Consider the following 25,904-nt stretch of genomic DNA (forward strand, 5'->3'; position numbering starts at 1 on the left):
TTCCCCGCGCCGAGTAATTCAAGAATTCCATGAACGAGCTGGACACCCTGGTCGACAACGCCCGCACTGCATTTGCGGATGCCAAGGCCCCCGCGGATCTCGAGAACGCCAAGGCACTGTTTCTTGGTAAATCCGGGCGCATTACCGAACTGATGAAAGGCATGGCCCAGCTCGCCGTCGACGAGAAAAAGTCGCGTGGCGCAGCGATCAACATTGCCAAGCAGGCCATTGAGGCTGCACTGACCGAACGTCGGCAGCAACTTGCCGATGCCGAGCTCGACCTGCAACTGAAGGCCGAAGCGCTCGATATCAGCCTGCCGGGCCGACGTCGCACCGGTGGCGGTTTGCATCCGGTGACCCGCACGCTTGAGCGCATCGAAGCGATTTTTTCCAGCATGGGTTTCGATGTGGCCGACGGCCCCGAGATCGAAAGCGACTGGCACAGCTTCACCTCGCTGAACAACCCGCCGAACCATCCGGCGCGGTCGATGCAAGACACCTTCTATGTAGACATCGACGGTGAAGACGGTGTGCCGTACAACCTGCGTCCGCACACCAGCCCGATGCAGGTGCGTTACGCGCACCAGCACATCAAGAAGCACGCTGCACTGTTCGAGGCGGCGGCCAAGGACACCACCGGCACCGTGCACGCACCCGAGATCCGCGTCATCGCGCCGGGCCGTACCTACCGCGTCGACAGCGATGCCACGCATTCGCCGATGTTCCACCAGTGCGAAGGGCTGTGGCTCGGCGCCAATGTGAGCTTCAAGGATTTGAAGGTCGTGTTCACCGACTTCTGCCGTACTTTTTTCGAAACCGACGATCTGGTGCTGCGCTTCAGACCGAGCTTCTTCCCGTTTACCGAACCGAGTGCCGAGATCGATATTCAGTTTCAAACCGGCCCGTTGGCCGGCCGCTGGCTGGAAGTGTCCGGAGCGGGTCAGGTTCATCCGAACGTCGTGCGCAATATGGGACTGGACCCGGAGCGCTACATCGGCTTTGCGTTCGGCATGGGGCCTGACCGGCTCGCGATGCTTCGCTACGGCGTGAACGACTTGCGCCACTTCTTCGACGGCGACCTGCGCTTCTTGTCGCAGTTCCAATAAACAGAAACGAGTACGACGAGATGCAATTCCCCGAGTCCTGGTTGCGCGAGTTCTGCAACCCGCCGCTCAGCAGCGTTGAGCTGGCTGACACGCTCACGATGGGCGGTTTCGAAGTCGAAGAGCGTCGGTCCGCCGCACCTGCCTTCACGAAAATCGTGGTCGGCGAAATCAAGGAAGCGACGCAGCACCCGAACGCCGATCGCTTGAAGGTTTGCCAGGTCGATGTCGGGCAGGGAACCTTGCTCAACATCGTCTGTGGCGCACCCAATGCGCGCGTCGGCATCAAGGTGCCGTGTGCGCTCGTCGGTGCAGAACTGCCGCTTGGTGAAGATGGCAAACCCTTCTTGATCAAGCTCGGCAAGCTGCGTGGCGTGGAGAGCCAAGGCATGCTGTGCTCAGCGCGCGAGCTTCAGCTCAGCGAAGACCACGGCGGGCTTCTTGAACTCTCCGCAGACGCGCCAATTGGCGTCGACGTGCGCGACGTGTTGAAGCTCGACGATGTGCTGCTCACGCTCACGCTCAAGCTCACACCGAACCTGGCACATGGCCTCAGTGTCTACGGCGTGGCGCGCGAACTGTCTGCATTGACTGGCGTGCCCCTCAAGACGCCGGCGACACCCGCCGTCATGCCGACGCACGACAGCAAGCTCGCAGTGAAGGTCGATGCGCCTGAACTCTGCGGCCGCTTTTCGGGCCGCGTGCTGAAGGGCGTCGACCCTGAAGCCAAGACTCCTGCGTGGATGATCGACCGGCTGGCGCGTTGCGGTCAACGCAGCGTCACGGCGCTGGTCGACATCTCGAACTACGTGATGTTCGAGTACGGGCAACCCACGCACATCTTCGACCTCGACAAGATTCATGGCGGCCTCACCGTGCGTTGGGGTCAACCCGGCGAGCAGCTCAAGCTGCTCAATGGCAACACCGTGACCGTCGACGACAAGGTCGGCGTGATTGCCGATGAGCGCGAAGTCGAATCGCTTGCCGGCATCATGGGCGGCGACGCCACCGCCGTGTCCGACGGCACGCGCAACATCTATGTCGAGGCCGCGTTTTGGTGGCCTGATGCGATCCAGGGGCGCTCGCGCCGCTTCAACTTTTCGACCGATGCCGGTCATCGGTTCGAGCGTGGCGTCGACCCGAGCCGCACCGTGCAGATCATCGAACGCATCACGCAGTTGATCGTTGATATCTGTGGCGGCCAGCCAGGGCCGACCGACGACCAGACCCTGCACCTTCCAGACTTGAAGCCTGTTACCTTGCGCGTTGCACGCGCGGCGCGCGTCATCGGCATGCCGTTGACCCAGGCGCAATGCGTCGATGCGTTGAGCCGACTCGGCTTTGCCTTGATCGAAGGCGACGGCACATTGGTCGTCACGCCGCCGCCGCATCGGTTCGATCTTGTCATCGAGGAAGACCTGATCGAAGAGGTTGCGCGCCTCATCGGCTACAACAACCTGCCTACGACTCCGCCGCTCGCGCCAATCACCGCGCGCGTGCAGACCGAGGCGCAGCGCAGCCGCTTCGCGGTGCGGCATCGACTCGCTTCGTTGGGCTACCAGGAGACCATCAACTTCAGCTTTGTCGAAGCCGATTGGGAGCGTGACCTGGCCGGGAATGCGAACCCGGTGAAGCTGTTGAATCCGATTGCCAGCCAGATGAGCGTGATGCGTTCGTCGTTGTTCGGCTCGCTGTTGCAAGTGCTCAAGTTCAACCTCGACCGCAAGGCGCCGGCCGCACGCGTCTTCGAAATTGGCCGCGTTTTCATGCGTGATGCGTCTGTTGCCACGACCGACACCACCGTCAAAGGCATCCATCAGCCCATGCGCATCGCGGGTCTCGCCTGGGGCGATGCGCAGGCGGCGCGTTGGGATGCCAAGCCGGCGCGCGCCGACTTCTTCGACGTCAAGGGCGATGTCGAAGCGTTGCTGGCACCCTTGGCGCCGACATTCGAACGCACTGAACATCCGGCGCTGCATCCGGGCCGCGCCGCACGCGTGCTCGTCGATGGAAAAGCGATCGGTGTGGTCGGCGAGTTGCATCCGCGATGGCGTCAGCAATGGGAGTTCGCGCAAGCGCCAGTGCTGTTCGAACTCGATCTCGACGCGGTGACCGCGCGCCCCGTTCCGCTCGCCCAACCCGTGCCTAGGCATCAGTCTGTGGAGCGCGATATCGCAGTCGTGGTGGCCGAGGCCGTCAGCTTCGCAGCGTTGTCCGCTGCGATCGATTCGGCATCGACCGGTGGCCTGCTGCGCGACGCCGCATTGTTCGACATCTATCGGCCGCAAGCCGGACGCGACGGCACGGTGCCGGCGTCTCCAGGGCTCGCATCGGGCGAGAAGAGCATGGCGGTTCGCCTGACTTTCCATGACGACAGCGCGACACTCACCGACGAGCAGGTCGACCCGGCGGTACGCGCCATCGTCGATCAACTTTCTGCCAAGCTCGGCGCACGTTTGCGTGGATGATCGACGCCATGGAATTTACGTTTGAAGCGCTCGAAACACCGGCCCTGACCAAGGCGCATCTGGCGGACCTGTTGTTCGAGCAGATCGGCCTCAACAAGCGCGAATCCAAAGACATGGTCGAAGCGTTTTTCGATCTGGTCGCCGGCAGTCTGATCGAAGGCACAGACGTCAAGATCTCGGGCTTCGGCAACTTCCAGATCCGGGTGAAGGCGCCACGGCCCGGCCGCAACCCGCGCACCGGCGAAGCGATTCCGATCGGCGCGCGCCGGGTCGCCACCTTTCATGCGAGCGCCAAGCTCAAAGAGCAGATTCACGGCAGCATCGTCCCTGCCGAAGACGAAAGCAGTGGCGCAAAAGAGGTTGAGTGGAGCGTTGGCGCCGAATAGTTCTTGTGGCTCTGCGTGCACGTGGGGTAACCTCTGAGCTTCCCCCGGCACCGTCTTGATTTCAATGGAGAAAACGCTCCCGCCTATTCCTGTCAAACGCTACTTCACCATTGGTGAAGTCGGCGAACTCTGTGGCGTCAAACCGCACGTGTTGCGCTACTGGGAACAGGAATTCACGCAACTTCGGCCGATGAAGCGTCGCGGTAACCGACGCTATTACCAGCACCACGAGGTGCTCATGATTCGCCGCATCCGCGACCTCCTGTACGACCAGGGTTTCACCATCAGCGGCGCCCGCAACAAGCTGCAGGAACTGGTGCAAAACGAGCGCGACAAGCGCAAAGCCGGCGAGGTGCCGCTGGAGGGCATGGAGGCAGTCGAAATCGATCAGGAAGAGTTCGATGCTGCTGTCGTGCTGCAACAGGCACTCGATACCAACCCGCCCCGACAGGTCGACCGCGCGCAGCTCATCTTGCTGCGCCGTGAGCTATTCGAAATTCGCGAGCTTCTCTCCGTCGGACGTTAAAACGGCCCCGCTATAATTTGAGACTTCGGTGTGTGGCGCAGCCTGGTAGCGCACTTGCATGGGGTGCAAGGGGTCGAAGGTTCGAATCCTTTCACACCGACCAATAAAGCGTCCAAGGGCGTCCGGTTTCATCCACCGGACGCCCTTTTTCATTGGGGAAATGGGTATCTAGCCTCCAAGACCGTCCAAGACGGGGCATTGACTGCCAGCAACAGACCGGGGAACAAACCGGGGTAACGGTCGAAAGTGGGGGATTTGTTCCCCGGTTCTCATTGAGAGATCGACGTTCCACGGCCGGAGTTGCCCACGCTGACCGAAATCCAATGCAAGAACGCCGCCTGCCCGACAACCCGGTGTTGCGACAACCAGTTGAATCCGCCCAGTACGCCAGCCACGGCTTCAGGGCGATGCTGGCCGAGTACGGCATCACCAGCTCGATGAGCCGAAAGGGCAACTGCTGGGACAACGCTTGCAGTGAGACGCTGTTCGGGTCGTTGAAGGTGGAGCGGCTGCACGGCACACGGTTTAAGACCCGGCGCGAGGCGAAGGACGAAACCATCGATTGGCTGCTCTGGTACAACCGCGACCGGCTGCACTCGACGCTGGCATACGTCAGCCCGATGCAGTTCGAGCGGGACTGGCTTGCCATTCAGCCACAGCAAGCCAACTCATGAACTCGGCTATGGGGTACGGATTCCAGGGGCAAGGTCAGTCCTGTAAAGCATGTGGTTTTGTCATTGCGCTAACTGAAAGACGTTGTTTCCCCTACTCAATCAGAATTTGGACGCATGCGTCGCTTGTCATGGAGCTCAGGACGCATCGGGTTGCGCGGATGGAACAGCGTGCTTGAAAGATTCAAGCGTTGAGCATGCCGCATCGATAGCAAGCAATCTCGGCCAGCGCGCCATGTCGACCTTGAATCTGCGTGCGCTTTCGATCTGCGGGATGAGATAGACGTCGGCAAGCGTTGGTCGATCGCCAAAGCAAAAATTGCTGCGAAGGCTTGGCGATGCGAGCTGGGCCTCGAAGCTGTCGAAGCCATGGCCGATCCAGGTTTGGCACCAGCGCTCGACTGCCGTTTCGTCGGCTGCAAAGTCGTGACGCAGCATTTCCAGAATTCGACGATTGTTGATCGGATGAACGTCGCATCCGATGATTGCCGCGAGGGCGCGCACATGTGCTCGGTCGAGCGGAGAGGACGGCAAGAGGGGAGGATGCGGGTAGCGCTCTTCGAGCCATTCGATGATCGCGGGCGACTGGGTGAGGATGAGCCCATCGACATTGAGCGCGGGGACCATCTGCTGCGGATTTATGGCTTTGAACGCCTCCCCAAGATGCTCCTCTCGCCGCAAGTCCACCGCGACTTGTTCGTACGTCAGATTCTTGAGATTTAACGCAATGCGAAGTCGATGCGATGTGCCACTACGGAAAAAGTTGTAGAGCTTCATGTTGTTTGTGACTCAGGAATCTGCCTAGACACCAAGGTATTGATGAACGATTTCAGGTTGCCCGCGCAGTTCAGCCGAGGTGCCTTGCCAGACCACACGCCCCTTTTCGATGACGACGTGGCGGTCCGCCAAGTGCAGCAACGACTTGACGTTCTTGTCGATGACGATTTGAGACAGGCCATCCTGTTTGAGCTCGACCAATGATCGCCAGATCTCATTGCGAATCAGGGGCGCCAAACCTTCGGTGGCTTCGTCCAGTACCAGCAACTTGGGGTTAGTCATCAGGGCGCGGCCAATGGCCAGCATCTGCTGCTCGCCGCCTGAAAGTTGGGAGCCGAGGTTGCCACGGCGTTCCTTCAGACGCGGAAAGAATGCGTAGATGCGACCCAAATCCCAGCGACGACCGGCGTGCTGGTTCGAGTCCCGCGCGGTGGCGACGAGGTTTTCTTCCACGGTGAGGTTGGGAAACACCTGACGGCCTTCTGGGACCAGCGCCAAGCCTTTGCGAGCAATGCGATGGGATGGCAGATGGTCCGTTCTCACTCCACCCACGGATACAGTGCCGGCCTTGACAGGCAACATCCCGAAGAGGCACTTGACAGTGGTCGATCGACCCATGCCATTGCGCCCGAGCAGGGTGATGACCTCGCCGCTTCCGACGTCGAACGAAATGTCGAATAACGCTTGCGCATGGCCGTATGAAGCCTGCAAGCCTCTGACAGAGAGAAAGGGACTCATGCTTCTGCCTCTTCTTCGCCCAGGTAGACGGCTCTTACTTCAGGGTGGTTCCGGATCTCGTCAGGGGTTCCGGTGAAGAGGATCTTTCCGTAGACCAGCACGCTGATGCGATCGGCCAGTGCGAACACGGCATCCATATCGTGTTCGACGAGCAGGATCGTGTACTGGCGCTTGAGCTGTTGCAGCAATGCGATGACGCTTGCAGATTCCTGCACGCTCATGCCGGCCATGGGTTCGTCGAGAAGCAGAAATTTGGGTCCGGCGGCCAGGCTCATCGCGAGCTCGAGCTGACGCCGCTCCCCATAGCCGAGATCGCCGGCGGTGACTTCCATGCGAGCGTCGAGGCCAGCGGCTTTCAGGGCTTCCACCGCCGCCTTTGTCGCTTGGCTGTCGGCTGCCATCGGCTGCCAGAAGCTGAAAGCGTGACGTCGTGACGCCAAGGCCGAGAAGGTAGCGTTCTCAATGACGCTGAAGTCCTCGAAGATGGAGGTGATCTGGTAAGACCGAAGCAGGCCGCGTCTTGCTCGCTCGTGGATGGGGAGTCGCGAGACCTCTGCACCGTCGAACCAGATGCTGCCACTGTCGGACGCAAGTTCACCGGACAGTTGATTGATGAGCGTCGTCTTGCCCGCGCCATTGGGACCGATGATGGCGTGAAGCTCGCCTTCTTTGATGTCGAGCGAAACTGAGTCAGTGACCAACAGTGCACCGTAGCGTTTGGACAGTGACTCCGTGCGCAAAGAGCTTGCCATCATGCAGCTCCCTTTGGATCGGCGCTGGTGCGGGAGGGTGAGACTCCGGGAGAAGTCGCTGCCAAGTTAGAAGCACGGTCGCTGGCCGGTCGCCGATCGAATCGTTCGAGGATGCCAACAATACCGCGCTTGCCGAGCAACGCCACCAGCACGATCAATGGCCCAAACACGATCATCCAGTGGTCGGTCCACCCCTTCAAAACTTCTTCGAGGCCCAGAAAGACAACGGCGCCGAGGAGCGGACCGGACACCGTTCCCAGGCCGCCGATTACGACGATCACGATCAGCTCGCCCGACACCGACCACGCCAGCGTGCTGGGCGACGCGAAAGCGTTGAGGTTGGAGAGCAGCAAGCCCGCGACGCCGCACAGCATGCCCGAGAGCACATAGGCAAACAGCTGGTAGCGGATGACCGGAATCCCCATGGCATTCACGCGCCTCGCGTTTTGCTTTGCGCCACGAATGACCATCCCGAACGGTGCGACGCGCAGTCGAGCGAGCCACCATAGCGAGAGGACGAGAACGATGAGCGACACCGCATAAACATGCACTGCCGACGAAAGGTCGATCGGACCGAAGCGGCTTCCCATCGAGATTGAAAGACCATCGTCGCCGCCATAGGCTTTGAGGCTGACGAAAAAGAAGTAGCCCATCTGTGCGAACGCCAGCGTGATCATGATGAAAGCGATCCCGCTCGTGCGCAGGCTGATGGCCCCGGTCACGAAAGCGATCGACCCGCATGCGACAAGGCACAGCAACAGGTGAATCCAGCCGTTGCCGATGCCGTAGAAAGATGCCAGTCCGACGGCGTAACCCCCGACACCGAGGAAGAGCGAGTGGCCGAAGCTCACCAAGCCGCCGTAGCCGAGCGCAACGTTGAGTGCGCACGCGGCGATGGCGTAGATGATGATGCGTGCGAAGAACGCGATGTAGAAGGTTTGGTCCATGGCCAGCGCGACGAAAGGCACGCCGGTCAGCATGAGGAGCACCAACACCGGAACCCAATGACTGGGACGATAAATGAGCGAAGCCATGGGTTACCTCAGCGCCGGGAAGAGGCCCTGCGGCCGCCATGCTAGAACGACTGCCATCAGCAGATAGACCAGCATCGAAGCCAGTGCCGGTCCGGCTGCATCCGCGAAGGAGCGCTCGGTGACTTGCCGCAATATAAGGGGCAGGAACACCCGTCCCAACGTGTCGACCACACCGACGATCAGTGCTGCATAGAATGCGCCCGTCACCGAGCCGATGCCACCGATGACGATGACCACCAACGTCGTGATCAAGACAGACTCTCCCATACCGGACTGCACCGAGAGAATGGGCCCGGCCATCGCGCCAGCAAGACCCGCGAGCATCGCGCCCACACCGAAGAGCATCGCGTTGAGCAGGCGAATGTTCACGCCCAGCGCCGCCACCATCGCAGGGTTCACGGCGCCCGCGCGGATCAGCATGCCGACTCGTGTTTTGTTGATCAGCACCCAGGAGCCGATCGCGACCACGAGGCCGACTACGATGATCGCGAAACGGTAAGCCGGATAGTTGAACCCACCGATGTCTATTGCGCCGCCCAAGAACTCAGGGACCTGGAGGAACACGGGTTGCGACCCCCACACGATGCGCACGAGTTCGTTGAAGAAAAGTACCAGCCCGAAGGTCGCCAGCACATGGTCCAGGTGGTCGCGGCGATACAACCTTGCAACGGCCACGAACTCGAGGAGAAGCCCCAGCACAAGCGAGCCTGCCATGGCGGCAAGGACTGCCAGGCCAAACGAGCCTGTGTACTGAAATGCAGTAGCTGCGAAGTAGGCCCCCATCATGTAAAGCGAGCCGTGCGCCAGGTTGACGAAGCTCATGATGCCGAAGACCAGTGTCAGCCCCGCCGCGAGCAGAAAAAGAAGCACGCCGTATTGAAGTCCGTTGAGCAGCTGCGCAAGAAGGACGGTGCTGCTCATGGGCTTACTTCAGCGCGCATTGCGCGTGATAAGCATCGACATGCTTCGGAAGGGGAGTGGCGAGTAATTTGCTCGTGATTCCATTGCTCCCCTTCACGCTTTCAAAAGCGTAGTAGTTCTGGATCGGCAAGTTGTTATTGTTGAATGCAAATGGGCCACGAACCGATTTCACCTCGTTTCCGGCGGCCTTGACGGCCACCGCGAATGCCTTGCTGTCGCCGGGTTTGGCTTTGCCGAGGGCTATGTTCAGCACGTTCGCCGCGTCATAGGCGGTGGCTGCATATTCGCTGGGCGTGCGTTTATATTTGGCCTCGAAATCGGCGACAAACTTCTTGTTCTCCGGCGTGTCGAGCGCTGCGTCCCACATCGCTCCGCTGACGCTCCCGACCGCCGCATCTCGCAGTGCAGGCAAAGTCGTGCCGTCGACCGTGAAAACGGAGTAGAGCGGAATTTTCGTCATCAGGCCGGCCTGCGCCATCTGCTTGACGAAGTTCACGCCCATGCCGCCCGGGTAGAAGACGAATACGGCGTCGGGCTTCGCTGCTTGCAGTTGGGCAAGCTCCGCAGAGTAGTCCGGCTGATTCACCTGCGTGTAGACCTCTTCGACGATCTCGCCTTTGAAATAGCGCTTGAAGCCGGTCAGCATGTCTTTGCCGGCCTGGTAGTTGGGGGCCATCAAGTACACCTTCTTGATGCCTTTGTCCTGCGTGTACTTGCCCATTGCCTCGGCCGCACCGTCGTTCTGCCACGCCATGGAAAACACATTGGCTTTGCAACCCGCGCCAGCTACGGGTGAAGGCCCGGCATTGGTTGCGATGGCCACGGTGCCTGACTCGGCAATGCGCGGGAGACTCGCCATCATGACGTTGGAGAAGCTGAGTCCGACGATGGCGTCGACCCTGTCCTTGTCGATGAACTTGCGAACGATCTGTCCACCGATCTCGGGCTTGAGCTGGTCGTCTTCTTTAAGTATGTTGGCTGGCTGACCACCGAGCTTGCCCCCGAGTTGTTCGACTGCGAGCATGAACCCGTCGACCTGATCCTGACCGACGATCGCAATCGGCCCCGACAGCGGCGCCATGAGGCCGATCGTGGCTGCTGAGGCCAGTTGGCAGGCGCCTGCGCAGGCAGCAGCTGCCGCGCTCAGTTTGATGTTGCGTAGAACGTTGCGAGCAGTCATTTTTTGTCTCGAAAGAGTTGATTCGGAATAATCAGGAAAGCAGGGAGATCCAATGCGCTTCGGCCGCGCGAAGTAAGCAGGTCCTCCCAATCACGGGGCGATCGCTGGCGCAGTGAGATCAAGGCCAAATGCGGTTAGCCAGTCTTGGGGAGGGGGTTTCATCGCCGGCTCATGAACGGGCAACTTCGTCGCCTGGCGGTGCGCCGGTGTTCAGGCCAATCGGAGTTCAAGCAAGGTTGAACACGAAACTGGAGGCTGCCGGAAAGGCAAGAAACGGTTCATGTCTGTCTCCTTCGAAGGCTACCTGGAAGGCGCCTAATCTCTGTTTCAGGGGGCAGACAATCATTGCGTCAACGTCGACATAATCCAATAGGATGTGCGAAATACAGAACATAGATTCTGCGAATAGTGGACTCTGAAGCAGCCATCGTTGCTACCCCAGAAATGTCGATCGCCTGGTCTTGAAAAACGGGTCCAGCGCGTTGCGCGTGGACCCGGCCGCTGGTGCGCTACACAGGATATTGCTGACCCGCCGGTTCGATCGTGATCCACTTCAACTCTGTGAATTCGTCAATCACGGCGCGGCCGTCGAAGCGGCCATAGCCACTGTCTTTGGTGCCGCCGTACGGTGCCTGTGCCTCGTTTTGTACCGTCGCTCCATTCACGTGGCACGCGCCGGTGTCGATCTGCAGCGCGACGTTCAACGCGCGCATCACGTCTTTGCAGAAGACGGCTGCCGACAGGCCGTAGGCCGTGTCGTTCGCCGCGGCAATGGCTTCAGCGTCACCATTGACTCGGACGATCGTCGTCACCGGTCCAAACGTTTCTTCGTCGAAGATTTTCATTTGACGTGTCACGTGATCGACGATGGTCGCCGGCATCGTGGCGCCATCGGCACGGCCGCCGCAGGCTAACTTGGCGCCCTTGGCCAGAGCGTCGTCGATGAGAGCGTTCAGTCGAGGGCCGGAGTCCTTGGACATCATCGGTCCGATGACGCACTGCGGATTGGTCATCGGATCACCGCTGGGCAAGTTTCGCGTTTGGGCTGCGAACTTCGCGACGAACTCATCGGCGATGGATTCATCGACAACGATCCGCTCGGTCGACATGCAGATCTGACCTTGGTACAAGAAGGAGCCGAAGACCGCGGCTTTGACAGCGTCGTCGATGTTGGCATCTTTGAGCACCACGAGCGGCGACTTGCCGCCGAGTTCCAACAGGCAACGCTTCAGATGAACCGCAGCCTTCTGCGCAATGATGCGTCCGACTTTTGTTGACCCGGTGAAGTTGATGCGCCGTACCGCCTTGTGGGCGATGAGCGCGTCGATCACTTCCGGCGCATCCTGCGGCGCGTTTGTCAGAAAGTTCAACACGCCCGGTGGAAGCCCGGCTTCGACGAGCGCTTCCGCGACGAGCATGTGGGTCCGCGGGCTTGCTTCCGATGCGCGAAACACGACCGCGTTGCCGCACATCAGCGGGTAGGCAATGGCGCGTGCGGCCAAAACGACCGGCCCGTTCCAGGGGACGATGCTCAAGATCACGCCGACTGGTTGACGCACAGTCATCGACAGAGCGCCGGGTTTGTCCGTCGGGATGGTCTCTCCCTGGATTTGCGTTGTCATCGATGCGGCTTCGCGAAACGCGGTTGCGGCAAGGAACACATTGAAACCTGCCCAGAGCGCCGACGCGCCGATTTCTGCAGCCATGGTTTCAATGAACTCTGGAGTTTTGGCCTCGAGCGCATCGGCCGCCTTCAAAAGAATCCGGCGCCGGTCGGATGGCGTGCTGTGACGCCATGTCTTGAATGCGGTACCGGCCGAATCTGCGGCTGCGATGGCGTCTTTCACGCCGCCGGCGGCTGCGGTCGTGACGACGTTGTTGGTGATCGGGTGACGACGCTCGAACGTTGCACTGCCCTGTGCGACGCGCTTCTCGTTGTCCAGGATCAGTTCGGATTGCATGACGTACCTTGATTTTGAGATTGAGATTGAGATTGAGATTGAGATTGAGATTGAGTGATTGGGGAGGCTTCGCGGTTCGATAGGGGTGCTGTACTCACGCCTTCGGTCGCAGCATCTCTGCCATGCGTTCCCCGATCAGCGCGCAGGTCGCCATCGTCGCGACCGCGGGGATGCGCGGCATGATCGAGCTGTCTGCGATCCGCAGGTTCTGTACGCCGTTAACGCGCAGCTTGGCGTCGACGACCGCGCGGTCGTCCTTCCCCATGCGGCATGTGCCGACCTGATGGAAATAGGTCGTGGCGCCGTTTCGCACGAAGTCGTCCATCGCCTGTCCGCTGAGCGTCTTGCCTGGGGCGACCTCGCGCTTCACGAATGGGCGCATGGCAGAGGAGTTGCCGATCTCGCGGCAGACCTCGATGCCATGCGCCATGGCCTTGACATCGTCGGGATGGCTGAGAAAGCGTGCGTCGACGATCGGTCGATCATTCGGGTTGGCGGACCGGAGCCTGATCTCGCCGCGGCTCTTCGGCGCGACGAGTCCAGAGCACAAAGCCCAACTGGTCGGTGGCGGGGAGAACTGCTTGGCGACGACGTCGCTGGCATATGGCAGCTCGATCTGAACCAGATTCAGGTCAGGCGACAGAAGGTGGGCCTGGCTCTTAAGGAACCCCGAGGCATTCGCTGCGCTGTTGCGATGCGGGACATGCTCGTTGGGCTCCCAGATGCACCCCCCGTGGAGCAGATGATCGTGAAAGTTCTGACCGACCTCTGGGGAGTGGACGACCGTTTTGATACCGTGCGAGCGCAGTTGTTGCTCGTCGCCGATCCCGCTGAGCATCATGAGCTTGGGTGTGTTGATGCCACCCGAGCAGAGGATGACTTCGGCGTTGGCCTGAATGCGGATCGGGGCGCCATCGCCCTGGCGCAACTCGACACCTGTGACCCGCGTGCCCGAGAAGGTGAGGCGATCCACGTGGGACTTCACCAGGAGAGTGACGTTCTTGCGCGCCAGCACGGGATACAGATAGGAGCGCGCCAAGCTCTGCCGGCGACCATCCCTGATGATCTGGTTCATCAATGCGAAGCCGCCGCTGCCGAGTTCGCGCGCGCCGTTCAGGTCATCCAGGATCGGCATGCCCAGCGATTTGCACGCGGCAAGCATTCCCAATGCGACTGGTGGCGGGTCGAACGCAGGTTGAACCCAGACCGGGCCACCTTTGCCACGGTAGTGCGAGTCGGGCTTGCCTTGCCAGTTTTCCATTCGGCGGTAGATGGACAGTGCGTGCTCATAGCCCCAGCTCGCATCGCCGCTTTCCTGTGCCCAGTGGTCCAGGTTTGCCTTGAAGGGACGCGCCCAGATGGTCGCGTTGATGCTGCTGCCGCCCCCCACCACCTTGCCCATGGTCTCCGCGATGGCACGGTTGTTCGTGCTGGCCGCTGGCAGCGCCGCGTCTTGCCAGTCCCGCTCGGTTCCGAGGTTGGTAAACCACAGCTTCGGGTCCATGACGGACGGTGCCGTGTCCCAGTCGCCGGCTTCGATCACCAGGATGCTGGCATTTGTCTTGGCGGCAAGCCGGCCGATCAGTGCAGAGCCGCCGCTGCCCGTTCCGACGATGACGTAGTCGTATGCCGGAAGCAGCTTGGCCGAGCGCTCCGCCTGGTTGGCACGCGCTGCGTCCAGGTCATCGGCAAGTGACGGAAGACTGGCACTGGCCAAGCCGGCCGCTGCGGCTGCTCTGAGAAAGCTGCGCCGGTCTAGACGACCTGCGAGCAGAGCCTGTTCAAGTCTGTCCAACAAGCCGTTGTCCTGGCTTGCGTTGTAAGTATGGCGAGTAGGTTGCATGTCGTTGTCCACCTCCGAATATGAAAAAGAGTCCCCTTGTTGCCGCACGTTGAGCCTGAGCGCCGTGTTGGCAACGGACTGCAAGGTAAGTGAGGCGATGGCGTTGCCGGTACATCGGGAATACCCGGGCGGCGCGTTGTTCCGTTTTGGAACGATCGCGACGCCCTGTCTTCACACAGAAAGCGAAGGGCGTGCTGGACGGCCGAGCCGTCGGTAGATCAAGCCGCGGGAGACGCCGAGTATTTCTGCTGCTCTGGTCAAGTTGCCTTCGCAAGCTGCCAGCGTTTGCTCGATCAGGTCTTTCCCGCAGTCTTGTAGTCGAGGCGAGCGCTGGCTCGGAGCCTGCTGTTCTGGCGCGTGCATCGGTTCGAGCGAGTCGCCGCTCTCGGAATGCACCGCTTCGAGATGGATGCGCACAGCGGGGGTCATCCCGGTCGGTGTGTCGCTCGAAGCCGTATGGGTACGACTGTTCGCAGCATCGAGATCCAGGCGCCCCGCGTCCACACCGAGAACGAGATCGCGATGCCCATCCTGTACTTTCATCTCGGACCGTGCCCAGACCATCAGTCCGTTTGCCAGCCGAAGCAGGCCGGAGCCGGATCGGGGCAATGAGGCCAGCTGCGAGGTGGTTGCATCGAACGCAGCTTCGACAGAAGTCGTCTCGGCATGGGGTTTGACCGGTCCGAGGCCGAGGAGCCGAGACGCCGAGTTGTTCGCCCAAGCCAGATCGCCGTTCTTGTCGACGCCCACCAGCGCAACGAAATTGGAATCGACCAAAGCGGGATCGATCTGGAATCGAACGACCAGGTGCTCGCTGGCTTGCGACAGGAAAAGACGGTTCTCGATCGCAGCGGCGTACAGCCCGACAACTGCGGTGGCATCGAAGCAAAAGGGAATGGCTTCGCTTGAGATATCCAAGACGCCGGCGAGCTGTCCACGAATGTTGCGGATCGGTGCGGCGGCGCAATGCATGGAACCGACCGCGTCGAAGAAGTGCTCTGCGCCATCGACGGAAACGGCAAGTCCTGTGCGCGCGGCAACCCCAGGTGCCGTCGTGCCGACGGCTTCTTCGCAAAGGTTGACACCCACACGTGCGGCAATCAGCATGATCGATTCGTGAGCGCGCCCGACGCAAGTAGCGCCGACGATCACGCCGCTGGCATCGGTGAGCATCGCCGCGCAGGAGGTTGCGCCCAGGACGGATTGCAGCTTCGGAAGTTCGTCCAGCCATGCTTGCACGAGCTCGTGATTCTTCTGCAGCGCCAGGTGCGTGCGGCTGGGCGACACCGGCTGGAATGCCACTTTTTCCGACGGGCTCGCGTGCAAGCGCTGACAGCGCGCCCAGGATTCGTAGACGGCGTCGCTCACGACACCCGATGGCAGCAGTCCTTCCTCGAAGTACCGCTGTCGAGCCAGTTCAACGCGCGCGCGTTTCGACGCGAAGAAAGGGAAGGGGACGGAAGCGTTCATATCGATTTCGGCTTGATTCCATCGATGGGTTTGCACTGTCGCGCCTTACATGCCTGTCATCCGGGTTGAATCAGGCCGGGGCATCTGAACTCGACCTGTGGACGTGGAGCGCTTCGAAGATGGGTGCATCACTGAAGCGGAAAAGATCGAGGGCAGAAGCGCTGTCGTTGCCGCAACTGGCGGTGAACGAAGTCCATGACGGGACGACGAACAGATCGCCCCGTTTGACCGTCCACTTTCGTTCGTCGACCGTGATCTGTCCCTCGCCCTCGAACACTTGATAGACCGACGAGCCGACTTCGCGCCGTGCCGCGGAGCGTGCTCCGCGACGGATACGGTGCATTTCGCAACGCATGGTCGGCAAGACATCGCGTCCGCTGCTCGGGTTGGTGAAGCGCACTGCGGCATGCCCGGGGCTCAGCGTGCCTTCGTGACCTTCGTCTTCCAGCGCGAGCTGATCGGCCAGAGCGCGATTGGTGTCGGCCCAACGATATGCCAGCAACGGTGTAGCGGTTGGCGCGTCTGGCTGGGACAGCGGCCGCAGTCCCGGATGGCCCCAAAGCCGTTCGGAGCGCGATCGATCCGGCGTGCCCATCTCGGCATCGGCGACACGCTCGCGGCCAACCTCGAAGAACTGCGATTCAGTGAAGTACGAAAACGGAATGTCGAGTCCGTCGATCCAGGCCATCGGTGCGGTCGCGGCGTTGTGGTGCGAATGCCAGTTCCATCCCGCTTGCGGCAAAAAGTCGCCTCGTGACATCCGGACCGCATCGCCATTGACGACGGTCCAGACACCTTCCCCTTCGACGACGAAGCGGAATGCATGTTGGGTGTGGCGATGCTCGGGCGCGTTCTCGCCAGGCATCAGATATTGAATCGCGGCCCACAGTGTCGGCGTCGCAAAGGGCCGTCCACCCAGCGCAGGGTTGGCGAGGGCGATGGCCCGTCGCTCACCGCCGCGGCCGACAGGGACGATGCGTCCGGCCTCGCCTGCCAGCTCGAGCAGGCGATCCCAACGCCAGACGTGCGGCGCTGCTTTGCTGCGCGGATGACGTGGCATCAAGTCGCCGATCTCGGTCCACAAGGGGACCAGCATTTCTCGCTCGAAGCCGCGGTAGAGCTGTTCCAGCTCGGGACTGGGATCGGGCTGTCCGGGGCCAGCTGCCACCGTGAGACGAACGGGAGAGGGAACGGCGTCGACGATCATGGAAGTCTTTCGTGGGGTGCGCACCGCAGTAGATGCGAAGTGGCGTCGGTTCGGCGTCAGTCTGCCGGGCCGACCGTCAAGGAGATGGTCCCGACGCCTGCGACGCTGCCTTCAATATGGTCGCCTGGCTGCAGTGGACCGACGCCCTCCGGTGTGCCTGTGAAGATCAAGTCGCCGGGTTGAAGGTGATAGAACTTCGAAAGGTCTTCGATGAGTTCGGGGATGTTCCAGATGAGTTTGTCCAGGTCGGAACTCTGGCGCGTCTGGCCGTTGACGCTGAGCGCGAGAGCGCCGCTTTCCAGCACCGTTCCCGTCATCGGCACGATCTCCGACACCACCGAAGATTGCTCCACGTCCTTGCCGAGATCCCACGGCCGGCCCTTGTCTCGCGCCACGAGCTGCAGGTCGCGCCGGGTCATGTCCAGGCCGCATGCGTAGCCGTAGATGAGCGACGCCGCATCGGCACGCTTCACGCGAAACCCCGCCGCGCCGATGACTACTACCAGCTCCATTTCGTGGTGATAGTTCTTCGTCTCTGCGGGATACGAAACCGTGGCACCGGACTCGACCAGTGTGGACGGGCTCTTCGTGAAATAGAACGGCGACTCCACGGACTTGTCGACAGGGCGCCCCATCTCGACCGCGTGGGCGTGGTAGTTGCGGCCCACGAAGAAAAGGCGATTGACGGGTGCGCGTTCGGACTTGCCGCGCACCGGAAGTGACGGGACAGCGGGCGGGGTCCAAAGGTAGGTGGTGGTCATGTGGGTCTCGGTGAAGAAATGGTTGTGTGCAAATGCGGGACTAAAGTTTGGAAAGCGGCATCTCGACGTCGGCCAATAGTGCTGGGTCGACCAGGGTGCCCCGCTCGATCAGCCGTCGCGCAAAGCGCAGATCTCGCGCTGAGTTCGGTCCGAGTGCAGCGGCGACCTTGCCGTGATCCAGAAAGAACATCACGAATGCGTTGGAGTTCGCGTTGCCCCGCAACACGGTCTGGTGCGCTGGAGCTGGCATGCCATAGATCTGCAGGTTCACGTCGAATTGATCCGACCAGAACCAGGGGAGAGGCTGGTGGTCGACATCCATGCCGAGGACGGCACAAGCGGCCGCAATGCCTTGTTCCTGCGCGTTCTGCCAGGACTCCAGCCTCATATGCCGGCCGGCCCACTTGGAGTGCCAAACGGCGACGTCACCTGCCGCGAAGATGTCAGGGTCGGAGGTGCGGCATTGCGAGTCGACAGAAACACCCCCGTCGCAGGCCAAACCTGCCGCACGTGCGAGTTCATCGTTGGCAACAAGGCCGACGCTGATGAGCACGACATCGGCTTCAACCTCACGTCCGTCACTCAACATTGCGATCAAGGCCCCTGAGGCCGATGGCGCAAGGCGCTCGATGCCGGCGCCCAGTTCGACCCGGACCCCGTGCGAGGTGTGCAGACGCAGCAAGTAGTCAGAGACCCCGGGCGGGACGGTCCGTTCGCAAAGACGTTCGGACGCCTCGACGATGGTGACGTCCAGCCCCTTCTTCCTTGCGGTCGATGCAACCTCCAGGCCTATCCAACCGCCGCCGATGACCAGCAGCCGTTTGTCTGCGACCAGCGCGGCACCCAGCTTTTCAGCATCCTTGATGCTGCGCAGCATGAAGACGCCCGGCAGATTTGCACCAGGAATATTCAGACTGCGGGCCCGTCCGCCGGTGCAGAGGATCAGCTTGTCGTACGAGATCGGCTCGCCTTGCGTGAGCCGGACCGTTCTGGATCGCCGATCGATCGCAGTCACTCCCACGTTCTGTCGCCAGTCGAGTTGGAGTGCTTCGAATGCCTCGGGCTTTTGCAGATAGGTCGACTCGACCATGGCATGGCCGGACAGCACGGCTTTGGAAAGTGGGGGCCGCTCGTACGGCCTGTGCGCTTCGTCGCCTACGAGAACGATCCGGCCAGCAAAGCCTTTCGTTCGCAGGGTCTGGGCGGCCCAGCCGCCGGCTTGCCCACCACCCACGATGACGATTGTCTCAGTGCTCATGGCGTGTTCAACCCCATTGCTCAGCCGAGAGCCAAATACACGCGGCCTGCTTCGATCTTCACGGGATACGAACGAATGGCTTCAGTGACTGGGGCGCAGGTCGGGGCGCCGTTGCGCACGTCGAACTTGCCCTGGTGCAAAGGGCACTCGATTTCGTGGCCCTCCAGAAACCCTTCGCACAAACGCGCGTGGCCATGTGTGCAGAGGTTGTCGGTGGCGAAGACTTCACCCTCTACGTTGTAGAGCGCCAGGTCGCGTCCATCGACGACTTTTCCGATGACATCGTCGGCTGGTACCTCATCGAACGAGGCCGCATCGGTCCATTGGATTTCGCTCATGATGTCCTTACAGCGGATAGATGATCGAGTTGGGAATCATCTCGCTGTCGTAGATGACCTGGCGCGACTTGAACTTGAGTCCGTCCTCGGTTCGAACGACGGTGTCGATGTATCGACCCACGTTGAAGACCGTCGACAGTTCTGAAAGCTTGGTGCGAAACACTGCGTAGTTCGCTTCGCATTCGAAGCGGTCCTGCTCGGCTTTCAAGACCAGTGGTGAACCCACGACGTGGCGTTGATAGTAAGGATCGTGGAACAGCGTTTCGCGGATGCCGTAGACACGGTCCTTCAACATGCCCTTGCTCTCGAAGGACAGCGTTGCGAGCGGGAAGCCACGTTCATAGTTCTCACGTGGCTGCAGGCGATAGGTGCAATCTTCGGTGAAGAACTCGGGCCACAGTTCCCAGTTTCCTGAACTCACGGCACTCGCATAGCTGGCGTACAGCTGATTCAAGTCGAGATGGTCTTGAAAGTTCATGTCACGCCTCCATGACCTTGCGCCAGTACTCGTACATGCCGCGGATCAGCGTCTCGGTGACCATGTGATCGGTGTCGCCCACTTCACGGCCTCCCAATTCAGCGAGCGTGCGATGGAAGGGCTTCTGCTCGAAGCCTTTTTGCGATAGCTCGATGACCTCACCGTCGTCGGCCGATACGAAGCCGGCCGGCCCGAAGAGATTGGCCTGGCGGAGCCGACGCTGCGTCATTTCGGCATCGTCCGCCTCGAATCCGAAATGCGTCCAGACGAAGTCGAAGGCACCGGGACCGCTGGGCTGGATGTGCCGCGTCGACACGCTGTTGACCTGCTGCTGAAGAATGACGCTGGGGAACAGCGTCATCAACACAGCGGTCGGCCCATCCCACCAAGCCTCTGGTTTGATGTCGAGGAAACGAGGGTCATTGAGCTGCATGCTCTCTTTGAAACTCGAAACCTGCGTGACCTCATCCGCCTTGCCACTGGCCCCGCGCGTCGAAATCATCGCGGCATGCCGGTGGTGCCGGTCCATCTTCAGTTCTGATTTGTTGTCAGCGCGCCAGAGTCCGAATGTGACGAACCACGTGTGCAAGAGCCCCGGATGGTAGGGATCCTTGATGTTCTCCTGCATGAGTTTCCAGTTGCCTGGAATGCGCTGGCGGTTGTAGCCAAGGATCGTCAGCTTGCGGCCGTCGAAAAGACGATCGAAGTAACGGAGGATCTCAGGCCCCATGAAGTCATCGAGCGACTCGATCTCGGAGTCGAATGATGCGAATACGACCCCACCGCGCGCGGCGACTTTCAGCTTGTTGAGGCCATGGTCGGCCGTCTTGAAGTCTGCGGGCATGCCGCCGTTGACTTTGCCATCCTGCTTGACGCCTCGGCGGAAAGGGACGCCCTGCAAATCGCCGGTCAGCGCATAGTTCCATTGGTGGTAAGGGCATGTGAACCCTTCGGCTTTGCGGTTGCCATGCCGCTCGCGGCAGAACTGCATGCCGCGGTGAGCGCAAACGTTCTCGACCACGCTGATCGAGTCCTCGGAGTCGCGCACCATGATGACGGATCGCTCACCGACGACCGTGCGCTTGAAATCTCCGACCTTGGGGATCTCTGCCTCCAGGCCCACGTAGCACCAGTGGCTCCGATAGAAGAAACGCTCCAGCTCGCGCCGATGCTGGTCTGCCTCCGTGTAGGCCATGAAGGGGATGCGGCTGGTGCCCTTGTCTTCCCAGTGGATTTGCTGGGGAAACACGGCTGAGGTGTTGTCCATTTTTTGTCTCCTGTCCAGCCGTGTGTCACAGCTGCTTATCGCGGTGCAAGAATGATCCAGCCTGGGCTCTCATCGTTCAATAGAATATGAACAATAAGCAAAATTGATTTCGCGAATGTGAGCTGCGTAATGGAACTCAAGGACATCGACCTCAATCTGCTGGTCGTCTTTCAGCAACTGCTTGTGGACCGGCGTGTGTCAAAGGTTGCCGAGAACCTCGGCCTGTCGCAACCGGGCGTCAGCAATGCGTTGGCGCGTTTGCGCAAGGTGACGAACGATCCACTGTTTCTTCGCACCCCGACCGGGATGGAGCCGACCCCGTTTGCGCAGCAACTGGCCGAGCCGACCGCCCGTGCGCTTCAGGTCATTCATTCCGCAATGAACCAACAGGCGAGTTTTGATCCGGCGACCTCGCAGCGTGCGTTCACGGTGGGGATGACCGACATAGGGGAAATCTACTTCTTGCCGAAGTTGATGAAGGAGATAGCCCGTGTCGCGCCTGGCATCACGCTCAGCACGGTCCGAAACGCGGCGGTGAATTTGCAGGATGAAATGGAGGCGGGGCACGTCGGGTTGGCGATCGGCCTGCTGCCGCAACTCAAGGCGGGCTATCACCAGCGCCGGCTGTTCAAGCAACACTACGTCTGCATGTTTCGAAGCGGTCATGCACTCGACAAGCGGTCGATGTCACTGAGCGAATTCTCGAACGCGGAGCATGTTGTCGTCATCTCGAAAGGCACCGGCCATGGAAAAGCAGACGACCTGCTGGAGCGCAGGAAAATCAGCCGCAAGGTCGTACTGACCGTTCCCCACTACGTTGCTGTCGGGCACATATTGCACGACTCCGACTTGGTAGCCACCGTTCCGGAGCGTCTCGCGCAAGCCTTGGCACAGCCGTTTGGACTTGCTTACGTTCGCCATCCCGCCAAGCTCCCGGAAATTGCCATCAATCTCTTTTGGCATCGACGCTATAACAAGGATCCGGCCATCGCATGGTTGCGGGCCTTGATCGTTAGCTTGCACGGGGAGGGCGGTTCGTAGCGAGATCGTGTGCGTTGATCACGCTGGACCAGCAGCCGTTTGTCTTTGCGATCACGCAGTGCGGGCAAGCAAACCGTGGCCCCTGCGAGTTTGAAACAGAGATCCTCCCTGAACCGGACGCGCGCATCGCTGCCGCTGATCGAGCACGACATCGCAATCCGCATATCGATAGCTGAAATGCTTCTAGGCCGAAGGTCGTGAAACGCGCATTGCGGCTGCACAGTCTGATGTTTCATTTCTCGGTAGCCTGCTGAAGCCGCCTTGAAGTTAACTTCTTTCTCCAGCGTTCCAACATGGCAAAAAAACTCAAGATCGTCGCCGTCTCCGGCGGCCTGCAACGTCCCTCACGCACCCTTGCACTGGTAGAAAATTTGCTCGAAGGGTTGAACGATGCGGTGTCGGCCAACACGCGGCTCATCGAGCTGGGCGAGATCGTCCCGAAGTTCGGCAGCGTGCTGCAGCGCTCCCATCTGCCCGCGGAGATCGAGTCGATCCTGCGCGATATCGAGACGGCCGATTTGCTGCTGGTCGCCAGCCCGATCTATCGCGGCTCTTACACCGGGCTCTTCAAGCACCTGTTCGACTTCGTTCACCACGAGTCGTTGATCGACGTGCCGGTGCTGCTGGCCGCGACCGGCGGCAGCGACCGCCACGCGCTGGCGATCGACCATCAGCTGCGGCCGTTGTTCAGTTTCTTTCAGGCCCACACACTGCCCATCGGCGTGTATGCGACCGGCAAGGAGTTCGACAACTACCGTGTGAGCAGCGACGCGCTGCGGGCACGCATCGCATTGGCCGTCGAGCGTGCGGTGCCGGTGTTGTTGCAACGCAGTCAGCGCGCTGTCGCGGCGCCGGCGTTGGTCTGAGCACGTCGCAACAAGGCGGTTGATCCGCCCTGATCGCTGCTCAACTCGCGTTGGCGCCGACCGTCCAGTAGAAGGTCGGATCGATCCCGTTGAGTGCGTGGTCGCCCACCACGCGCGCCTTGTAGATGACCGGGTTGTGCGACGCCAGCGTACGGGCGTTGCGCCAGTGCCGATCGAGCCGCGCGTCTTCCCGCAGCGCAGACGCGCCACCGACGTCGAACAGCCGCGTGGCCGATTGCAGCACCGCATCGCCGATAAACACCTGCGCTTTGGCCATGCGCAGTTCCACATCCACCAGCAGCTCGACAGGCACGGATTCGCCCGCCGCACGCAACCGGTCGATGTCGCCCAGGCCGGTGGCAACTGCCCGCACGGTGGCTGTGGTTGCGAAGGCCGTGGCGGCCAGCTGGCCGATGAGTTGCTGCACCAGCGGGTCTTCACGCGGCGTGCCGCCGCTGCCATGGCTGTACACCCGCTTGCGTGCCTGCACGAAGGCGATGGCGTCGCGCTCGATGGCGCGTGCGATGCCGGCCAGCGTCGCAAGATGCACGGTTTGAAAGAAGGCGGTCATCGGCGTGGGACCGGTGCGTGCGCTCGGCAACACGTTGGCCGGGTCGATACGGACATCGCGAAACCGCGTCGTGCCTGAAGCACTCAACCGTTGACCGAAGCCGCGCCAGTCGTCGACCCGTTCGACGCCTTTCGCATCAGCAGGCACCAGCACCAGTACCCGCTCGTTGGCGCCTTCCTCGCGTTCATCGATGCGCTGCGCAGCGACGCCGATCCAGTTCGCATAGAGCGTGCCGGTGCTGTAGAACTTGTCGCCGTCCAGCCGCCAGTGGTCGCCATCCCTGCGCAGTTTGGTTTGCAGACTGCCCAGCGCGCCGTGGCCCAACTCGGTGGTGGCATTGCCGAAGATAACGCCATCCGCGGCAAGACGAAACCATCGCTCATGCGAAGCCGAACCGACCTCGGCGAAGAGCCGCTCTATGAAGCCGAAGTGCGCCCGAAGCACCTGCGGCAAGTTGGAGTCAGCCTCGCCGAGCTGGATCAGGAGATCGAAAAACTGCTCCGGCGATGCGCCGAGACCGCCGTCTGCGATGCGCACGCGCAGCGCGCCGAAGCCAGACTCGCGCAGCCAGCCGACGGCCTCGTAAGCCAGAGCGCGATCGTTCTCGCGTTGCAAGGCGCCTTCGGCGATGCGCTTGAAGATCGGGCGAAAGCGTTCGGCGAGTTGCTGTGAAGAGAACGCGGTGGAAGGGCGAGGGACAGCGGCGGCAGCGAAAGGAGTTGTAGATGACATCGAACTTCGACTCAATGCCGTGCGGGAATCGAGCCGCCAGCGCCCGGCGAACGCGATAGCAGTTGTGCCAGTGCCGACTCGAGCAGCGCTTCGCCTTCATCTGCTGTGCCATTTCCAAGCGGACCCAATGCGGCAAGTGCATCTTCAACGGCCGGTCGCGTCAGCGTCGGCGAGAAGGCTTCGATGAAAGCGTAGACATAGGACCGCAGATAAGCGCCACGGCGCACCGCCAGCTTGGTGAGGTTGATGCCGAACAGATGTCCGACGTCGGCCGCGCGCAGTCTGAGATCGCGCTCGGCTTCGAAGGCAATGCCGGCGACGATGCCGACGCCCATGCCCAGTTCGACATAGGTCTTGATGACATCGGCATCCATCGCCGTGATGGCCAGGTCCGGCTTGAGGCCGGCCTCGGCGAAAGCCTGATCGATACGCGTGCGTCCCGTGAAGCCGCTGTCGTAGGTGACAAGCGGATAGCCCGCCAGGCGCTCGATGGTGAGCGGCCCTTCGAGCAGCGCATGGCCTGGCGGCACGATCAACGAATGCGTCCAGCGAAAGCATGGCAGCGCCACGAGCTGCGTGTAGTCGCCCAGCGCTTCGGTGGCGATGCCGACATCGGCCTCGCCTTCGAGCAGCATCTGAGCGACTTGCTGCGGCGATCCCTGGCGCAGGTGCAACTGCACGTTGGGGAAGCGGCCGCGAAACTCCTGCACCGCCATCGGCAGGGCGTAGCGGGCCTGCGAATGCGTCGCGGCGATGGAGAGCAAGCCGTCTTCTTGCGCCAGGAATTCCTTACCGGCCTGGCGCAAGTTCTGGCTCTCCATCAGCACGCGCTCGATGATCGGCAGCAGGTGACCACCGGGCACGGTGAGCCCGGTCAATCGCTTGCCTGCGCGCGCGAAGAGGGCGATGCCCAACTCGTCTTCGAGTTCGCGAATCTGTCGGCTAACGCCGGGCTGCGAGGTGTGCAGCGCATGCGCCGCTTCGGTGAGATTGAAGCCGCATCGCACGGCTTCGCGCACGGAGCGCAACTGTTGGAAATTCATGGACCCCAGAAAAAAGAAGCAGTGCCAGCAGGCAGCTGGCCTTCAATTCTGTGCGCGCGCCTTCGAGTTCCGAACTACCGATTCGTTGCTTTCAAATAAGGGAATGATCTGAGTGGACCTCGCAAAAACTCGCGAGCTCAAGCACATACAGCGGGCGTGCGGCTGCAACGAAAAACGCATCAGCAAACACGAATTCGTTCGTTTGCGACTGGCCTGCGCGTCCCCAGAATCCGCTGGCTTGCCCCTCGTTCCTTTTCATCACGATCCCCGGAATCTCACATGCTCCTCGTCCCCACTGCGCAAGCCCGATGCGTGATTGCACGCACGGCATCGGTCTGGCGCATTGCGCCAGTCTCGCAACGCGAGGTGGCGCGGCGTGCGCCGCACGGCTATGTGCCGGTCCGCATCGTTCGGCGCCTGCAGGCGGCCATCGTGGCATCGCAGCGGCCCGTCTTCGCGCACTCGTGGTGAAAGCCGTGGTTGACACAACGCGTTGCCGGCCTCCGCGCGTC

Annotated in this window: 24 protein-coding genes, 1 tRNA gene and 1 pseudogene; 9 read left to right on the forward strand and 17 right to left on the reverse strand. The window is 61.2% G+C overall.

The genetic code is table 11. The annotated features are described in order from the left end of the window. The first annotated feature begins 29 nt into the window (after nt 1-29). The 6 genes and pseudogenes from pheS to RCH10_RS08530 all read left to right on the forward strand — a co-directional run. Nucleotides 30-1,106 carry a phenylalanine--tRNA ligase subunit alpha gene (gene pheS, locus RCH10_RS08505; protein WP_323496348.1) on the forward strand — a complete coding sequence of 359 codons (1,077 nt, stop codon included), beginning with the start codon at nt 30-32 and terminating at the stop codon, nt 1,104-1,106. A 20-nt stretch (nt 1,107-1,126) separates the two neighbouring features. Then, complete coding sequence (gene pheT / locus RCH10_RS08510; protein ID WP_409052042.1) at nt 1,127-3,571, forward strand: phenylalanine--tRNA ligase subunit beta; 2,445 nt, start codon at nt 1,127-1,129, stop codon at nt 3,569-3,571. 8 nt (nt 3,572-3,579) lie between these two features. Further along, nucleotides 3,580-3,957, forward strand: coding sequence for an integration host factor subunit alpha (locus RCH10_RS08515; RefSeq protein WP_187052549.1), 378 nt, complete (start codon nt 3,580-3,582; stop codon nt 3,955-3,957). 64 nt (nt 3,958-4,021) lie between these two features. Continuing rightward, a complete protein-coding gene (locus tag RCH10_RS08520; RefSeq protein WP_187052548.1) occupies nt 4,022-4,483 on the forward strand; it encodes a MerR family transcriptional regulator in 462 nt (153 codons plus the stop codon). Nucleotides 4,484-4,509: 26 nt separating this feature from the next. After that, nucleotides 4,510-4,586, forward strand: a tRNA-Pro gene (locus RCH10_RS08525). A 274-nt stretch (nt 4,587-4,860) separates the two neighbouring features. Then, nucleotides 4,861-5,157: pseudogene (locus tag RCH10_RS08530) on the forward strand (IS3 family transposase); the annotation flags it as partial. Between the two features lie 135 nt (nt 5,158-5,292). Here the strand turns inward: RCH10_RS08530 and maiA are convergent. From maiA to RCH10_RS08605, 15 genes are all read right to left on the reverse strand, one after another. Further along, nucleotides 5,293-5,931: a maleylacetoacetate isomerase gene (maiA, locus tag RCH10_RS08535; RefSeq protein ID WP_409052043.1), complete on the reverse strand. Its 639-nt coding sequence runs from the start codon at nt 5,929-5,931 to the stop codon at nt 5,293-5,295. Between the two features lie 24 nt (nt 5,932-5,955). After that, nucleotides 5,956-6,669, reverse strand: a complete 714-nt coding sequence (locus RCH10_RS08540) for an ABC transporter ATP-binding protein (RefSeq protein WP_409052044.1) — start codon at nt 6,667-6,669, stop codon at nt 5,956-5,958. Beyond that, the gene (locus RCH10_RS08545; RefSeq protein ID WP_409052045.1) at nt 6,666-7,421 is read right to left on the reverse strand and encodes an ABC transporter ATP-binding protein; all 756 of its coding nucleotides are present in this window, start codon (nt 7,419-7,421) and stop codon (nt 6,666-6,668) included. The genes RCH10_RS08540 and RCH10_RS08545 overlap by 4 nt, the downstream gene beginning before the upstream one ends. After that, nucleotides 7,421-8,455 (reverse strand): branched-chain amino acid ABC transporter permease, encoded by a 1,035-nt coding sequence (locus tag RCH10_RS08550; RefSeq protein WP_409052046.1) that lies wholly within the window; start codon nt 8,453-8,455, stop codon nt 7,421-7,423. The genes RCH10_RS08545 and RCH10_RS08550 overlap by 1 nt, the downstream gene beginning before the upstream one ends. A gap of 3 nt (nt 8,456-8,458) precedes the next feature. Next, nucleotides 8,459-9,376, reverse strand: a complete 918-nt coding sequence (locus RCH10_RS08555; protein WP_409052047.1) for a branched-chain amino acid ABC transporter permease — start codon at nt 9,374-9,376, stop codon at nt 8,459-8,461. A gap of 4 nt (nt 9,377-9,380) precedes the next feature. Next, nucleotides 9,381-10,556 (reverse strand): ABC transporter substrate-binding protein, encoded by a 1,176-nt coding sequence (locus tag RCH10_RS08560; RefSeq protein ID WP_409052048.1) that lies wholly within the window; start codon nt 10,554-10,556, stop codon nt 9,381-9,383. A 509-nt stretch (nt 10,557-11,065) separates the two neighbouring features. Next, a complete protein-coding gene (locus RCH10_RS08565; RefSeq protein ID WP_409052049.1) occupies nt 11,066-12,517 on the reverse strand; it encodes an aldehyde dehydrogenase in 1,452 nt (483 codons plus the stop codon). A gap of 94 nt (nt 12,518-12,611) precedes the next feature. After that, a complete protein-coding gene (locus tag RCH10_RS08570; RefSeq protein ID WP_409052050.1) occupies nt 12,612-14,315 on the reverse strand; it encodes a GMC family oxidoreductase in 1,704 nt (567 codons plus the stop codon). 216 nt (nt 14,316-14,531) lie between these two features. Then, nucleotides 14,532-15,830, reverse strand: a complete 1,299-nt coding sequence (locus RCH10_RS08575) for a GAF domain-containing protein (RefSeq protein ID WP_409052051.1) — start codon at nt 15,828-15,830, stop codon at nt 14,532-14,534. A gap of 70 nt (nt 15,831-15,900) precedes the next feature. Next, nucleotides 15,901-17,037: a cupin domain-containing protein gene (locus tag RCH10_RS08580; protein WP_409052052.1), complete on the reverse strand. Its 1,137-nt coding sequence runs from the start codon at nt 17,035-17,037 to the stop codon at nt 15,901-15,903. 56 nt (nt 17,038-17,093) lie between these two features. After that, nucleotides 17,094-17,798 carry a fumarylacetoacetate hydrolase family protein gene (locus tag RCH10_RS08585; RefSeq protein WP_323501046.1) on the reverse strand — a complete coding sequence of 235 codons (705 nt, stop codon included), beginning with the start codon at nt 17,796-17,798 and terminating at the stop codon, nt 17,094-17,096. Between the two features lie 40 nt (nt 17,799-17,838). After that, nucleotides 17,839-19,056: an NAD(P)/FAD-dependent oxidoreductase gene (locus RCH10_RS08590; protein ID WP_409052053.1), complete on the reverse strand. Its 1,218-nt coding sequence runs from the start codon at nt 19,054-19,056 to the stop codon at nt 17,839-17,841. Between the two features lie 20 nt (nt 19,057-19,076). After that, nucleotides 19,077-19,394, reverse strand: coding sequence for a non-heme iron oxygenase ferredoxin subunit (locus RCH10_RS08595; RefSeq protein WP_323501044.1), 318 nt, complete (start codon nt 19,392-19,394; stop codon nt 19,077-19,079). Nucleotides 19,395-19,401: 7 nt separating this feature from the next. After that, nucleotides 19,402-19,872, reverse strand: a complete 471-nt coding sequence (locus RCH10_RS08600; RefSeq protein WP_323501043.1) for an aromatic-ring-hydroxylating dioxygenase subunit beta — start codon at nt 19,870-19,872, stop codon at nt 19,402-19,404. A gap of 1 nt (nt 19,873) precedes the next feature. Further along, a complete protein-coding gene (locus tag RCH10_RS08605; RefSeq protein ID WP_409052054.1) occupies nt 19,874-21,139 on the reverse strand; it encodes an aromatic ring-hydroxylating dioxygenase subunit alpha in 1,266 nt (421 codons plus the stop codon). A 129-nt stretch (nt 21,140-21,268) separates the two neighbouring features. Between RCH10_RS08605 and RCH10_RS08610 the strand changes: the two genes are divergently transcribed. Beyond that, nucleotides 21,269-22,180, forward strand: coding sequence for a LysR family transcriptional regulator (locus tag RCH10_RS08610; protein ID WP_323501041.1), 912 nt, complete (start codon nt 21,269-21,271; stop codon nt 22,178-22,180). Nucleotides 22,181-22,473: 293 nt separating this feature from the next. Next, on the forward strand, nt 22,474-23,046 hold the full coding sequence (msuE, locus tag RCH10_RS08615; RefSeq protein ID WP_409052055.1) for an FMN reductase: 573 nt from the start codon (nt 22,474-22,476) through the stop codon (nt 23,044-23,046). A 40-nt stretch (nt 23,047-23,086) separates the two neighbouring features. Here the strand turns inward: msuE and RCH10_RS08620 are convergent, their stop codons facing one another. Then, the gene (locus RCH10_RS08620; protein WP_409052056.1) at nt 23,087-24,349 is read right to left on the reverse strand and encodes an acyl-CoA dehydrogenase family protein; all 1,263 of its coding nucleotides are present in this window, start codon (nt 24,347-24,349) and stop codon (nt 23,087-23,089) included. Between the two features lie 11 nt (nt 24,350-24,360). Further along, nucleotides 24,361-25,392, reverse strand: coding sequence for a CysB family HTH-type transcriptional regulator (locus RCH10_RS08625; protein WP_409052057.1), 1,032 nt, complete (start codon nt 25,390-25,392; stop codon nt 24,361-24,363). Nucleotides 25,393-25,671: 279 nt separating this feature from the next. On the opposite strand from RCH10_RS08625, the gene RCH10_RS08630 reads away from it, so the two are divergent. Then, nucleotides 25,672-25,863, forward strand: a complete 192-nt coding sequence (locus tag RCH10_RS08630; RefSeq protein WP_323501038.1) for a hypothetical protein — start codon at nt 25,672-25,674, stop codon at nt 25,861-25,863. Nucleotides 25,864-25,904: the final 41 nt, after the last annotated feature.

The sequence above is a fragment of the Variovorax sp. GrIS 2.14 genome, assembly GCF_046115955.1.
Lineage (GTDB): Bacteria > Pseudomonadota > Gammaproteobacteria > Burkholderiales > Burkholderiaceae_C > Variovorax.